Source organism: Halomonas sp. BN3-1 (assembly GCF_003056325.1).
Classification (GTDB): domain Bacteria; phylum Pseudomonadota; class Gammaproteobacteria; order Pseudomonadales; family Halomonadaceae; genus Halomonas; species Halomonas litopenaei.
This window is the reverse complement of sequence record NZ_PYVV01000003.1, coordinates 308,473-322,890: the sequence shown is the minus strand read 5'-3', so window position 1 is coordinate 322,890 and position 14,418 is coordinate 308,473. Positions and strand designations below refer to the sequence as shown.

The window sequence follows — 14,418 nt, the reverse complement described above, 5'->3', positions numbered from 1 at the left end:
TCGCTGGAGTGATCCACCACTTGCTCCACGGCCTATTCGACCGCTTGCTCCACTCTCTACTCCACTGCCTACTCCACCAGCAGCGCGGCCTCCTGGCCGATGCGCTCCAGGGTGGTGTCGCCGGCACCGGCGACGTTCAGGGCCAGCGCTTGTTCGCTGTCTGCGCCGCTGTCACTGCCGCCACAGCGCCATTGGGATGATCAGCCCAGCGGCCTTCGAAGCTCGAATGATCGCATAGACCGGTGTCCACTTTTGTTGGGCAAGATCAGGAAGCATCCGCCTGGCGATGGAGCCCAGGCCGTTATGCCTTTCGGGGGATGGCGCCCTCCCACCTCACTCGCCACACTGCGACCACGCCCGAGCAACACGCCAATGCTGCACATCCTGGCACCACCCGACGGATACCGGGAAGACATCAGGCGCCAGACAGCGTCCTGCTTCAGTGATCACATGTCTCCCCCGGCACCGCGGCTCTCTTCTTTCCCTGGGCCCGACACATGGAGTGGAAAATGAGGACTTCCATCGCTGCGACAATGCTGACCGTGGCCCTGTCGGCAGGCCTGTTGGCGGCCAAGGCCCCCATCGCCATGGCCAGCACGCTGTCCCGGGCGGTGGCGGAAAACGACCATCGCCAACCGGCCATTCCCCACCCCCAGCAGCAGGCCGCGGCCGCCCAGGCACTGGCGGACTTCGAGGCCCGCGCGGGCCAGAAGCCTAATATCCTGCTGTTTATCGTCGATGACCTGGGCTACGGTGACCCCGGCGCCTTCGGTGGCGGCGAGGCCGTCGGCGCCCCCACTCCGCATATGGACCGGCTGGCCGATGAAGGCCTGATGCTGACGTCGACCTATTCGCAGTACACCTGCACGCCCACACGTGCGGCCATCTTTACCGGCCGTCTGCCGGTACGCACCGGCCTGATCCGCCCGATCCTTGCCGGCGACAGCGTCAGCGTGAATCCATGGGAAGGCGAGACGTCCATTGCCAGGCTGCTGTCGAACCAGGGCTACTACAGTCTGCTGGTGGGCAAGTGGCATATCGGGGAAGAAGAAGGCATGCGCCCCCACGATGTGGGCTTCGACGAGTTCTACGGCTACTATCGCGCGCAGAAGGAATACACCCAGCGCTTCGATGAGCGTCGCTATCCCGACCTGGTACTGGATGACGACAAGCTTGAGCGCTACGACCGGATCAAGGCCGATGACAACCTGATCCACGGCCTCGCCGACGGCACCACCGAGGTGGTCAGCCAGGTCGACTCCATCGAGGACATGGCCGAGGGTGACGCCCGACTCAGGGACTACACCGTCGACAGCATCCAGCGGCTGTCGCAGCAGGACGCGCCCTTTTTCATCACCCACGCCTTCATGAAGGTGCACGCCGACAACTGGCCATCGGAGGCGTTTCGCGGCGCCAGTCCATCGAAGTATCCCTACAAGGACGCCGTCGTCGAGGTCGACAGCTATATCGGTGACATCGTTCAGGCGCTGGATGACAGCGGCGAGCTGGAGAACACCTTCATCTTCGTCACCTCGGACAATGGGCCCCAGATGGATAGCTGGCCGGACAGCGGCTACACCCCCTTCCGTGGCGCCAAGGGCACCACCTGGGAAGGCGGCGTGCGGGTCCCGGGCATCGCCTACTGGAAGGGCATGATCCCGCCCGGCCAGCGCTCCGACGGCCTGTTCGATCTGATGGACCTGTTCAATACCTTCGCCACCCTGGGCGGCGCCGAAGACGGCATCCCTCAGGACCGCTACATCGACGGCATCGACCAGACGTCCTTCTTGCTTACCGAGAACGGTCAGTCCCACCGCGAGCAGGTCTACATGTGGCTGGGCAACCAGTTCACCGCCCTGCGCATGCGTGAGTACAAGATGCATACCGCTGTGGTGCGCGCCGACGATGGCCTGCGCTGGATCGATATGGCGACGGTGGAAAGGACCGCCCTGGCCCCTTGGCTGTTCAATCTCTACATCGACCCCAAGGAACAGATGACCGTCGGCCACCGACGCAACGCCTGGCAGGCGTCCATGGTGGCCGAAGCCGGCGCCCATCGCGCCACCTTCGAGAAATTCCCGGCCAAGAACATCGGACTGGAGTAGCCCGGGCGCCGAGCTCAAGGCCCGCAGCGCCCCTCGCAGGACTGGTCTCTGCCAGGTCGGCAGACGGTGACGACCGTGGCGCCGACGACGTCTGTGCTATCGAGGCGACTTGCCTACTCTGAGGCTGTCGCCGCACGGTGCTTGAGCAGGCTGATACCGGTCACCGCGCCGAGAATCAGCAGCATGCCCCCGACCTGAGGCAGGGTCAGGCTCTCGTCCAGCACGAACAGCCCGAACAAGGTCGCGGTGACCGGTTCGACCATGGCGACGATGGAGGCCATGGTCGGCAGCGTATAGCGCACGCCGACAACGTAGCAGAAGAACGACAGCGCGCCGCCCAGCACACCGACCAACAGAAACAACGAAACGTCAGCGGACGCCGGCACCGAGGCCAGCGTCGAGAAATCCGCCAGCGGCAGGATCAACAGGGCGGCGGTGGCCAGCGCCATCGGCAGCGCCGCCGTGGCCGAGCCATGCAATGCCGCAAAGCGAAAGCCGAAGATGAAGAAGGCGTAACCGACGCCTGCCAGCAAACCGGCGGCGATCCCGAACGGCGTCACCACGCCGGCGTCGGCGCGGTAGATGCCGGTCAACAGCACGATACCGCCCATCACCACCGCCATGGCCAGCCACTGCACCAGTGATGGCCGCTCGGCCCCGGTGAGGAAGGACACGACGAACACGAAGATCGGCGCGCTGTACATCAGGGTCGCCGCCACCGCCACACTGCTCTCGCTGATGCTGATGAAGTAAAAAGTGAAGTTGGCGGCGATACCGCACCCGGCGAGCATCGCCCACATCACCATCCGGCGGTTGACCGTCGGTCGCCCGCGCCGCCACCAGGACAGCGCCAGCCACGCGAGCATCACACCCACCCCCACCAGCGCCCGCCAGAAGGACACCGCCTCAGGCGTCCAGTCGCGCTGCAACAGCAGGCTGCCGAAACCGCCGGCGAGCCCCCACTGCAGCGATGCCAGCATCACCAATAACGTCCCTGTCATTGCCATGACATGCCCTCGCTTCGAACAAATGAGCTCTCTATCGGGCGTCGCTGCCCAACCGTACCCCAGCGTAGGAAATGATCACGGCGCGTCCTAGAGGCGCGGCAATGACTTCGTGTAAGCCTCATGTACCTTCGGCCGGGCGGCGACACCTTCGGCTAAGGCGCCCCGCGTCACCTCACGCCAGCAGCGCCTCGATATCATCGAGCAGCGCCTGGGGCACCCAGGCGCCACGTGATTCACTCAGCGCCCGCTCACGGTAACGACGCTGGGCCGGCAAGCGTGCGCCCTGGCCCAGCAGCTCGTCGAACAACCGCTCGGCCCTGGCCATGTGCGCCTCGCTGCTGGCGCCTGCGGTGCGCGCCGGATCGATGGCGATGATCAGTTCGCCGTGGTACGGAAGTCCTGCGCGACCGGCGTCGTGCTCGCTTGACTCGACGCTCAGCAGGTCACCGATCATCGGGCCGGCGATCAGCTCGACCATCAGCGCCAGTGCCGACCCCTTGTGCTGACCAAACGGCAGCATGGCGCCGTGATCCAGCACTTCTTCGGGGTCGGTGCAGGGCGCCCCGTCGCGATCGACCCCCCAGCCCTCGGGGATCGGCTTGCCCTCGCGGCGATGCAGCTCGATGTCGCCCCGGGCGATGGCACTGGTGGCAAAATCGAACACCAGCGGCTCGCGCCCGGGCCTGGGCCAGCCAAAGGCCAGCGGGTTGGTGCCCAACAGCGGACGACTGCCGCCGTGGGGCGCCATGTAGGCCTGGGTGGGGTTACAGGCGATCGCCACCAGGCCCTGTTCCGTCAGCCGCTCGAGTTCGACCCACAAGGCGGTGGAATGCACGCAGTGATTGATCGCCATCAGCGCGACCCCGGCGTCGCGGGCCTTGTCCACCAGCAGCGGCAGCCCCAGCTCGAAGGCCAGCGGTGAAAAGCCACCGCCGGCATCGACCCGCACCACCCCGGCGGCCACGTCTTCGACCTCCGGGACGGCGTCGGCGACCGCCGCGCCCTGGCGCAGCGTCTGGACGATCCCCAGCAGACGGTAGAGCCCGTGTGAGTGGCTGGCATCCATCTGCGCCGCCACCAAGGTCTCGCCGAGGGCCCTGGCCTGCTCGGCACTGAAGCCCTGGTGCTCCAGCACGCGGCGACTGAGCGACATCAGCGCCTCGCGGGTCAGGTAGGCCCCGTTGTCGACGGTGGTGTCGGTGTCCTTCATGGGGGCGTCTCCTTTGTCAGTGTCCGGGGTCATTTCCACGAGGGGCCACTCAACTGCTCGGGTAGCCACAGCGCCAGCGACGGGAAGCTGAGTACCAGCGCCAGCACCACCAGCTGTACCACGATAAAGGGCACCACCCCGATGTACATGTGCTTGAGCGTCACCTCCGGCGGTGTGATCGCCCTGAGGTAGAAGATCGACGGTGCCAGCGGCGGCGTCAGATAGCTAGTCTGCATCACCACCAGGAAGGCCACGCAGAACCAGATCTCGTCGAAGCCGAGTGCACGCACGATGGGCATGGCCACCGGGATGACGATCAGCACCACCGAGATCATGTCGAGCACGAAGCCGGCCAGGAAGGCGATCAGCAGGATCATGCCGAGGATCATCCAGGGGCTCATGCCGGTGTCCATCAACAGCGACTGCACCGTGGCCATGCCACCGGCGGCGAAGAACACCCCGGCGAACATGTTGCCCCCCAGCACGATCAGCAGAATCATCGCCGAGATATTCAAGGTCCGCTTGGCCGAGTTCCACAGCACGTCCAGCGTCAGGTTGCGATAGGCCAGCGCCAGCACCACCGATCCCAGGGCACCGCAGGCGGCCGCCTCGGTCGGCGTGGCGATGCCGAGCAAGATCGTCCCAAGCACCGTCATGATCAGCGCCATGGTCGGCAGCAGCGCACCGAAGGTCATCTTGAGCTTCTCGCCGAGGGTCGCCCGCTCGGCGTCATCCTGCGCCATGCGCGGTGCCATCTCCGGCTTCAAGTAGGCGATCAGCACGATGTAGAGCAAGAAGAACAGCGCCATCAGGAAGCCCGGGAACATCAGGCCGCTGAACAGCGACCCCACCGAGACGCTGGCCACCGGGCCCAGCACCACCACCGTGATAGACGGCGGGATCGCCGTCCCCAGCGAGCCGCTGGCACAGATGGTGCCGGACATCAGCGACTTGCTGTACTGATGCTTGAGCATGACCGGGATGGCCAAGAGCCCGATCACCGCCTCGGTGGCACCGACCACGCCACTGGCTGCGGCGAACAAGGTCCCCATGACCACCGCGCCGACGCCCAGTCCCCCCGGCAGCCGGCGGGTCCAGAAGTGGATCGCCGTGAACAGCCGCTCGGCGATACCGGAGCGCTCGAGCATGGCGCCCATGAAGATGAACAGTGGCACCGCCGCCAAAATCGAATTGGAGGCGGTGTCCTCGATCTTGGTCAGCAACTGATAGGCGGCAGCGTCGCCGAACTGCATGATGCCGAACAGCGTCGCCACCAGAATCATTGAAAATGCGATCGGAAAGCCGGCGATGATGAAACCGATCAAAGCCGGGAACATCACCAGCGCAAGATAGTCGCTCATGCCGCGCCCCCCTGTTCGGGCGTGCGCCCTTGCATGATATGAACCGCCTTGAGGATCTCGGCCACGACCTGCAGCGCCAGCAGCACGAAGCCGGCCCACCAGGTCAGAAATACGGGCCAGATCACCGGGTTCCAGGCCGAGCGGCCAGAGCGCTCGTTCGAGGCGAAGGCCTCCAGCGCATACTGCCCCAGCTCCCACACCAGCCAGCCCAGCACCGGCAGAAACAGCAGGTAGCCGACCAGGCGCACCGCTGCGTTGGTGCGATCCGACCAGCGCAACGTCAACAGATCGACGCTGACGTGCTGGCCCAGGCGCAGGGCGTTGGCCATGCCCAGCATGAAGATGGCACCCATGACCATGTAGCTGACCTCGAAGGCCCACAGGGTCGGGCGGCCCAGCACGTAACGGCTGAACACCTCATAGACCAGGGCCGCGATCAGCGGAAAGGTCAGCATGGCGCCCAGCCCTCCCGCCATGCGGGTCAGCCGCTCGATAGCGTGAATAAGCTTCATCTCGTTTGCCCACAGGTGGTGGTAAAGACAGCGGCCCGACCAGGCAGCAAGGGGGTTAGCTCTTGCTGTCTGGCCGGGCCGCAAGACGTGTGGTCAGTCGCGACCCATGGCACCGATCGGCAGGCGATACTGCTGCCAGTTGGTCATGCTGGCCTTGAACTCACGCTGGGACTCGAGCACCCGGGCAAACCACTCGTTGCTCTCGGCGTTCTCGTCTTCCCACTTGCGCGTTTCTTCATAGATGGCGTCGATGAACGACTGATCCAGCTGGACGATCTCGTTGGGGCCGTCGACCAGCGCCTGGTAGGCCTCGAGGTCGGCGTAGGAGCTCGCGAGCCAGGAGTCGAACACGCTTAGCTTGCCGGCCAGACGCAGCAGCTCCTGCTGTTCGGCGCTCAGCGCATCCCAGGCGTCCTGGTTGACCTGGCACTCGAGGAAGCCACCCGACTGGTGCACGCCAGGCAGGATCACGTACTGCGCCACGTCCTGGAAGCCGGTGGGCTTGTTCATCTCGGGGCTACCCCACTCGGCGGCGTCGATCACGCCACGGTCCAGGGCGTTGTAGATCTCGCTGCCCGCCATGACCACGGTGGATGCACCCAGCTGAGAGGCGATCTCGGCCCAGGCGCCGGAGGTGCGCAGGCGCAGACCCTGGAAGTCCTCCAGCGTCTCGACCTTCTTGTTGGAGTGCAGGAAGATCTCGGTGCCCAGAATCGAACAGGGGAAGGCCACCACATCGAAGACGTCACGGCGGAACTCTTCATACAGCTCCACGCCGCCGCCCTCGTACATCCACATCATGAACTCTTCCGGCGTCAGGCCGCTGGAATGCCCGGCCAGCAGCGCCGCGGTGGGATCGGTGCCGTAGTCGTAGTTGACGTAGTTATGGCTGACCTCGGCCACCCCGGCCTTGACCGTATTGGTGACCCGCAGGGCGCCCCCCAGGGTGCCACCGGGGAACACCTCGATGGCGATGTCACCGGCCGTCAGCTGGTCGACATAGTCGGCGAAGGTCTGGGCATCGCGCTCAAGCCAGGGACCGCCGCCCCAGGGAGTGGCCATCTTCCAGTTCACTTCCTCGGCGTTTGCACTCAGCGAGGCACCCGCCAGCGCGGCCGCCAGGGCGACACCGCCCGCCAGTCGATTCAGTTTGTACATTATTATCCCCATTGGATTTTCTTGTGGAAATTCGGAGCGCAATGACCGTGCTGGCAAGCGCTTTGGCAACCCCGGGATCACGCCGGAGCGCCCGCTCACACGCACACACCTTGCTATTGTCGCGTTCGTGAATGAGGATTGCATATACGCAATATTCAGTCAAAACTATAAAAAAAGACCAACAATCAACGCTTTTTCTTGAAAAATTCGAGACAAAGGCGTCGGAGGCCAGCATGAGCGACACCGTCACCCCGCCCCCACGCGTCAGGGAGCGTCCGCGCAAGGCAGGTTCCATCGGCACCAACCTGAAGGCACTCAGAAGCGATAGGGGCCTGACCATCGCCCAGATGGCCGAGGCCTCGGGCAGCTCCGCCGCCAGCATCTCGCGTATCGAGAACGGCCGGCTATCCCCGACCTACGACGTGATCGTCAAGCTGGCCGCCGCCCTGGAGGTGGATGTCAGCGAACTCTTCTATCACAACGAACGCAGTGCCCTGAGCGGCTGGCGCACCCTCACCCGGGCGGGCCAGGGGCCGGTGGTCGAGACGCCCAACTATCGCTTCGAGCTTCTGTGCAACGACATGGTGGCCAAGGACTTTCTGGTGTTTTCCACGACGGTGCTCAACACCAGTATCGAGGAGTTCGGCGAGTTGCAGCGCCACGCCGGACATGAGCAGATCGTGGTGCAGCAGGGTGAAGTGGAGGTATGGACGGAGCACTACGAGCCGACCCGGCTCAAGGTCGCCGACAGCATGTCCTTCGACAGCCAGATGGGCCACGCAGTGATATCGGTCGGCGACGAGCCGGCGCGGATACTGTGGATCTGCACGTCCTGAGGGGCCCGGCAGCCGTAGGCTCGTCTCGACATCGAGCCCCATGCACACTGCGCCGGCCCGGAACAAGCGCCGGCGTGGCCGGCCACACAGGGGCCGACCACGCTCGTCGCCCGTAGCGCTTGCGTACAGGCAGACGAGCGATGGCTCAAGTGCGAGCGATAGTGCCAACGGCTTGCCGGACAACGTCGCAACATCGCCGATACGCTGGCGATGCCTGACGATGGCGACATCGATATCGACTTTGAACCTCCTCGTGCGGAGATCGCCACCAGACCAGCCGATGACTCATGATGCTGCTAGACTGCGCAAGGGCCAGTAAGGCAAGGCTGATCCTGCAGTGGCGGCCTGCGCCCAAAGCAGCAACTCACGGGTTACCCGTTCAGGACGAGATATTGCTGGAAGACATTCTGACGAACCGGCGCCTGCCGAGATCCACCAGGCTACACAGGACAAACACCACAGCGGCGAGGCTGACGATGGTGGGACCCGTGGGCGTGTCGAGCCAGTAGGCCGCCTGAAGACCACCGCTAGTAGACGCGGCTCCGATCACCGCGGCCACCAGCACCATGGCTTCCGGAGTGCGGCAGAAGGGTCTGGCGGCGGCGGCGGGAATGATCAGCAGTGCCGCGATCAGCAGTACCCCCACCACCTTGAGCGCCACCGCCACGACCACCGCCAGGGACAGTGTCAGCACCAACTGCTCGCGCCCGGGATGGATGCCATTGGCCCGTGCCAGATCCGCGTCCAGGGTCGCCGTCAACAGTGACGACCAGCGCCACCCCACCAGCGCCATGACCAGCAAGGCGCCGCCGGCGATCAACACCAGATCCCCCTTGCCGACCGCCAGAATGTCACCGAACAGATATGCCATCAGGTCGATACGCACCCCGGACACGAAGGACACCGCCACCAGCCCGAAGGCCAGCGCCGAGTGCGCCATGACCCCGAGCAAGGTATCTATGGCATAGCCGCGCCCGCTGAGCAACGAAACCAGGATCGCCATCAGCAACGACACCACCAGCACTCCGACGAAGATCGAGGTCGACAGCAACAGCGACAGTGCCACACCAAGGATGGCGGCGTGCGCGGTGGCATCGCCGAAGTAGGCCATGCGGCGCCACACCACGAAACAGCCCAGCGGGGCGGCGGCCAATGCCACACCGATTCCGGCGAGCGCCGCACGCAGCATGAAGTCATCGAGCATCAGGCCGAGACCCCCATTGAGCGGGCAGCGCCCACCTGCGCCAAGGCCGGGCTAGCGGCGTCGCTTTCGCGCAGGTGTTCGTGGCGGTAGAAGGCGAGCGCGTCAGCGGTGTCGGGGCCAAACAGCGCCTGATAGGCCGGGGACGCCAGCACTCGCTCGGGCGTGCCCTGGCAGCAGACGTGGCGATCGATGCAGATCACCCGATCCGAGGTGCGCATCACCACATGCAGCTCATGGCTGACCATCAGGATCGCGCAGCCCGTTTCGCGCCTCACCCGCTCGATCTGGCGATAGAAATCCGCCGTACCCCGGCGGTCGAGTCCCTGGGTTGCCTCGTCGAGCAGCAACAGGTCGGGCTTCTCGAGCAGGGCTCGCGCCAGCAGAACACGCTGTCGCTGGCCGCCTGACAACGACAGCAACTGTTGTGAGCCCAGCTCAGGCACGCCAGCCTGCGCCAGGGCCTGCTGCACGGCTTCGCCGGAACGTCGACGAGGCAGGTTGAGAAAGCGCGTGACCGTCATCGGCAGGGTCGGATCGATGGCCAGCCGCTGCGGTACGTAGCCGATGGTAAGCCCGGGCCTTCGCACCAAACGTCCGCCAGCGGGCGTCAGCGCACCGATGATGGTACGCAAAAGCGTCGATTTTCCCGACCCGTTGGGGCCGACCAGCGTCACGATTTCGCCGCATTCGAGCTTGAGGTCTATGCCCTCGAGGATGGTCTGCCCTCCCAGGACGACCCGCAGATCATCGATCGACAATAGCGGCATGAACATTCTCCAGAGCCTTTCTCGATTTCGAAAACAATGTTATATCATAACAAAACATGCCACAATCAGCCGCCCCGAGAACGCCCCAAGAGATCGATGACGATGCACACCTCGCTACGCCCCCTTCTCCTCCCTTGCCTGCTGCTTCCTGCGGTGGCTTCCGCAGAGGTCCCCTCGGTGGCCGTGGATATTCCACCGGTCCACAGCCTGGTGAAGCGCGTAATGGGAGACCTGGGGACGCCGCAACTGGTCATCCAGCCTGGGGCCTCTCCCCACGGCTACGCCATGCGGCCTTCCGAGGCCAAAGCACTGGCGCAGGCTGACGTGGTGTTCTGGGTCAGCGATGGGTTGACGCCCTGGCTTGCCAAGGCACGCCAGTCACTGGCGGCGGATGCACAAGAAGTCGAGTTGATGGAAAGCGCCGGCACCCAGCGCCTGACCTATCGACAGGGCGCCACCTTCGAGGCCCACGATCATGATGAGCACCATGAGCACGAGGAGCATGAAGGTCACGGGCACCACGAAGGGCATGACGGCCACGAGCACGAGCACGGCGCACATGACGGGCACAAGCACGAACAGCATGCCGGGCACGACCATCACGACCATTCAGGCTGGGACCCCCACGGCTGGCTGGACCCGGTCAATGCCCAGGCCTGGCTCGAAGCCATCGCAACCTCACTGGCCGAACTCGATCCCGACAACGCCGACATCTATCGACACAACGCCGAGGAAGCCCGCAGCGAGCTTGATGACCTGATCGATGAACTGGAGACCCGCCTTCAGCAGGCCCAGGGTACGCGCTTCATCGTCTTCCACGATGCCTACCAGTACTTCGAGCGCCGCTTCGATGTACCGGCGACCGGGGCGATCTCCCTGGGGGATGCCTCTGACCCGAGCCCTGCGCGTATCCGAGAGATCCAGCAGCGTGTCGCCGAACTCGGCGTGCAGTGCGTCTTCCGAGAGCCCCAATTCAACCCGGCGCTGGTGGACAGCGTGTTCCAAGGCACCGGCGTCGAGACGTCGCTGGTCATCGATCCTCTGGGCGTCGACCTGCCGCTCGGTACCGAGCTCTATCCCGCATTGCTGCGCCAACTGGCCGACGGCGTCGCCCGCTGCGCCGCCGAGGCCGAGTGATTAAAGACCTGTTCTTTCCAAGGCCTCCCCAGGGAGGCCACAACGCCCCACCGATCATCCCAAGGAGCAAGACGATGGACCCGATTCTGACCCGCCGCATGGCCGTCGCCGCAATCAGTGCCCTGACACTGGCGACCGCCCCCCTGGCCCTCGCACAAAGCGATTCCGCGGCCAGCGAAACGCACGATCACGACCACGATCACGATCACGATCACGATCACGATCACGATCACGATCACGACCATCATGATCATGAGCATGATCACGCCAAGGACATCTACGCCGGCTATTTCGACGACGACCAGATCAAGGATCGGCCGCTGTCCGACTGGGAAGGCGACTGGCAGTCCGTCTACCCCTACCTGCTGGACGGCACCCTCGACGAAGTGTTCGCCCACAAGGCCGAACAGAGCGATGACAAGACCGCCGAGGAATACAAGGCGTACTACGAGATCGGTTACGAGACCGACGTCGACCGTATCGTCATCGATGGCTCTACCGTCTCCTTCCACGAAGATGGTCAGGTGCTCTCCGGCGAATACGCCTCCGATGGCTACGAAGTCCTGACCTACAAGGCCGGCAACCGCGGCGTTCGCTACATCTTCGAGTACCAGGGTGAAGACGACAGCCTGCCGAACTACATCCAGTTCAGCGACCATGCCATCTACCCGACCGAGGCCGATCACTACCACCTGTACTGGGGTGACGACCGTGCGGCCCTGCTTGAAGAAGTCACCAACTGGCCGACCTACTACCCCTCCGAACTGGATGGCCAGGGTGTCGTCGATGAAATGCTGGCCCACTAAGGCCCAGGCATAGGCACAGAGAGACCAAAGCCCCTCGATCGAGGGGCTTTCTTCGGCAGCCCGCACTATTGTGCAATCGGAAGAGTCTTTAGGTGAGCCTCGATCGCCTCTCGAACTTGCGATGTCATCGGAAGATCAAGCTTTTCAGCCTGCCAATGCTGCTGAAACAGCGCGACAGTCTCCAAAGCCGTATCCCGAACCAGTTTTCCGGGAAGGGCAGCCTTGGCTGCCATATGCTTCAGTTCGTCAAAGGTCAGCTCGGAAAACGCGCGAGTCCGACTCACCCTTAGCCCCAGGTCATCACTCGGGATGTAGGGAATCGTCGAGACCAGATCATAAGCAGGAGCTAGCGCAGCACGTCGTCGGTCGGGGTAGATCAGCGACCAGTTTTTCAGATGCATATCGCCGTTTCCGATCAGCGCGCAGAACACCAGACGCCGCACGAACTCTACGATGTCCGCCTCACAGGTCTCGGCAGCCAGCACTTGAGCGATGTTGCGCATGGTCGCTTTCTGGTATTTTTGCTCGGCGTAGACTCCGTAGACCTGCGCGAAATCTTCGATATGGACGGCGCTGCCATCAGACAGCCTGTCAAAGCGTTCGATTACAAAGGCTCGCTGTCCGATCTTGTCGATACCTTCTGGCAAATTGTCGATAGCGTCAGTGTCGACAAGATCGATCAGCGGAACATCTATCCCGACAAGACGCGCAAGCGTCATCATCGAATACTCGTTCTCAGGCACTGCGTCGAACTCTCGCGACGGGAGTTTCACGATCCAGGAACCGCCCACACCAGATGCAGGAATCGTCAGACCACCAGACGGTGCGAGAACCGCCGATAACTTTAGCTGAACGCCAGCGAGCGAAAACCGCAAGGCACCGATGGAGGGAACTGAGCCGGCGTCAGCGGCACCGTTTGCGCCAACGCCCGACGACGACCATGCCTCGTCGTCGGCGAACCTGATGGTGACCGCGCCGGGCAGGTCGTGGCCGAGTGCCGACAGTAGATGAAATTCTCGCTCAGCGTTCACGCCGGCCTTTTCTGCAAGATAGGTACGCAAATGCCCTTCCGGCAGAAGGTTGGAAAAAAAAGGCATCACGCGCTTTTGATAAACGCGGAAGTCCGAAAGCAGTCCATCGAACTCGTCCTTGAAAGCGAGCCCCAGGGTCGGCCTGTAAGGGTCATCGATATAGCCATCATGGAAAGCGAAGATCGTCCGGTCGCCACCCACGTTGGTGAGCGTACCAACCGGCTCTCCGTTAAGCAGTACATCGAGCACAGAGACATCAGTCATCGCCCTCCTCCTCCAGGTGATAGGCCGGCCTGGGCGCACGCGACGTCGCTTGAGATGCCGCAAGCCGGGCCAACTGGGTGCGTAGGGAGGCGATGGCATTCGCAGCGCCGTCGATGGCCTCCTGGCTGGCGGCAGGCTTAATCGACTCGACGGTGCATCTCACCTGTTGTACTACATCGGGGTCAAGCTGACTGTGGATCTGGGTGATCTCGCGGATACGGCGCTTGAGAGTATCGTAATTCCCCGTGGGCATCTGGGTAGCGAGTACATCGACCTTGTCGCGCAAGCGCTGGAGTTCTCGCAGAGTCTCTCCGTTGGCGGGCGGCGTGTCGGCGACGCTACGAATAATCGATTGAACCGCCGGGATCGCCTTGCGAGGAACGAGCATCAAATCCAGTTCCAAAGCGTGGGCGATCGACGAAAGACTCGAGACACGCAAGTCAACGCCATGGTTCTCGATCTTCGAGATATGCGACTGCGGCACGCCTGCAAGCTTGCTCAGCTCCCGCTGGCTAAGCCCCTTGGCCTCCCGAGCGGCCTTGAGTCGTGCCGCCAGGTGCTCTACCCCGTAACTCATCGATTCGCCCTACCATCCCGACAGACATCAAATATATATAAAAATAGATCGGAAGGACCAATTGATCAATTTTTATAGATCACCAGAGACCTTCGTCTACGACATGGTCGACGACAGCGCAGTATCGGCGCGAGGTCCCGGACTGGATGCCAGAAAGAACGCAGCACGGGCTTCACCCACAAGGGGATGCACCTCGCAGCGCTCTGCCAATGGTGCCAAGGAACCCAATATCGGTCATGTACCGACAAGGCTAGAAAGGTGAGTCCGGCAAGCCGAGTAGCGCGACAAGGGAGCGAGATGAAGCCGCCATGAGGTTAAAACCGAAACGGGTCAAGGCGTTGAAGTGCGATACCGGCGAGATAAGGCAGGCAGAAGAGATCCCGAGAAAGGCATCAAGGTAAGGAAGAAAGCCTCTTCTCTCCCTCGGCGTTCGACCGGAAAAG

13 protein-coding genes are annotated in these 14,418 nt (G+C 63.4%); 4 read left to right on the top strand and 9 right to left on the bottom strand.

Annotated elements, in window-relative coordinates; genetic code table 11:
* The first annotated feature begins 509 nt into the window (after positions 1-509).
* Positions 510-2,105: an arylsulfatase gene (locus C9F12_RS06450; protein WP_108448351.1), complete on the top strand. Its 1,596-nt coding sequence runs from the start codon at positions 510-512 to the stop codon at positions 2,103-2,105.
* Positions 2,106-2,218: 113 nt separating this feature from the next.
* Here C9F12_RS06450 and C9F12_RS06445 read toward each other — a convergent pair whose 3' ends face one another.
* From C9F12_RS06445 to C9F12_RS06425, 5 genes are all read right to left on the bottom strand, one after another.
* Positions 2,219-3,112, bottom strand: coding sequence for a DMT family transporter (locus C9F12_RS06445; protein ID WP_108448350.1), 894 nt, complete (start codon positions 3,110-3,112; stop codon positions 2,219-2,221).
* Positions 3,113-3,284: 172 nt separating this feature from the next.
* Entirely contained in the window at positions 3,285-4,322 is a 1,038-nt protein-coding gene (locus C9F12_RS06440) for an Ldh family oxidoreductase (RefSeq protein WP_108448349.1), read from the bottom strand.
* Between the two features lie 29 nt (positions 4,323-4,351).
* Positions 4,352-5,683, bottom strand: coding sequence for a TRAP transporter large permease subunit (locus C9F12_RS06435; RefSeq protein ID WP_045992516.1), 1,332 nt, complete (start codon positions 5,681-5,683; stop codon positions 4,352-4,354).
* Positions 5,680-6,195, bottom strand: a complete 516-nt coding sequence (locus C9F12_RS06430; RefSeq protein ID WP_108448348.1) for a TRAP transporter small permease subunit — start codon at positions 6,193-6,195, stop codon at positions 5,680-5,682. The genes C9F12_RS06435 and C9F12_RS06430 overlap by 4 nt, the downstream gene beginning before the upstream one ends.
* A 93-nt stretch (positions 6,196-6,288) precedes the next feature.
* A complete protein-coding gene (locus tag C9F12_RS06425; protein ID WP_108448347.1) occupies positions 6,289-7,353 on the bottom strand; it encodes a C4-dicarboxylate ABC transporter substrate-binding protein in 1,065 nt (354 codons plus the stop codon).
* 233 nt (positions 7,354-7,586) lie between these two features.
* Between C9F12_RS06425 and C9F12_RS06420 the strand changes: the two genes are divergently transcribed.
* On the top strand, positions 7,587-8,189 hold the full coding sequence (locus tag C9F12_RS06420) for an XRE family transcriptional regulator (RefSeq protein WP_052704543.1): 603 nt from the start codon (positions 7,587-7,589) through the stop codon (positions 8,187-8,189).
* Between the two features lie 379 nt (positions 8,190-8,568).
* Here C9F12_RS06420 and C9F12_RS06415 read toward each other — a convergent pair whose 3' ends face one another.
* Together C9F12_RS06415 and C9F12_RS06410 are read right to left on the bottom strand one after the other, a co-directional pair.
* On the bottom strand, positions 8,569-9,393 hold the full coding sequence (locus tag C9F12_RS06415; protein WP_108448346.1) for a metal ABC transporter permease: 825 nt from the start codon (positions 9,391-9,393) through the stop codon (positions 8,569-8,571).
* Positions 9,393-10,160 (bottom strand): metal ABC transporter ATP-binding protein, encoded by a 768-nt coding sequence (locus C9F12_RS06410; RefSeq protein WP_108448345.1) that lies wholly within the window; start codon positions 10,158-10,160, stop codon positions 9,393-9,395. Before C9F12_RS06410 ends, C9F12_RS06415 begins: the two co-directional genes overlap by 1 nt.
* A gap of 96 nt (positions 10,161-10,256) precedes the next feature.
* Here C9F12_RS06410 and C9F12_RS06405 point away from each other — a divergent pair, with 96 nt between their 5' ends.
* Together C9F12_RS06405 and C9F12_RS06400 are read left to right on the top strand one after the other, a co-directional pair.
* Positions 10,257-11,297, top strand: a complete 1,041-nt coding sequence (locus C9F12_RS06405) for a zinc ABC transporter substrate-binding protein (protein WP_108448344.1) — start codon at positions 10,257-10,259, stop codon at positions 11,295-11,297.
* A 74-nt stretch (positions 11,298-11,371) separates the two neighbouring features.
* Positions 11,372-12,103 (top strand): metal-binding protein ZinT, encoded by a 732-nt coding sequence (locus C9F12_RS06400; protein WP_108448343.1) that lies wholly within the window; start codon positions 11,372-11,374, stop codon positions 12,101-12,103.
* A gap of 65 nt (positions 12,104-12,168) precedes the next feature.
* On the opposite strand, the gene C9F12_RS06395 is transcribed toward C9F12_RS06400, so the two are convergent.
* A complete protein-coding gene (locus tag C9F12_RS06395; protein WP_108448342.1) occupies positions 12,169-13,398 on the bottom strand; it encodes a HipA domain-containing protein in 1,230 nt (409 codons plus the stop codon).
* The gene (locus C9F12_RS06390) at positions 13,391-13,975 is read right to left on the bottom strand and encodes a helix-turn-helix transcriptional regulator (protein WP_108448341.1); all 585 of its coding nucleotides are present in this window, start codon (positions 13,973-13,975) and stop codon (positions 13,391-13,393) included. Before C9F12_RS06390 ends, C9F12_RS06395 begins: the two co-directional genes overlap by 8 nt.
* Between the last annotated feature and the right edge of the window lie 443 nt (positions 13,976-14,418).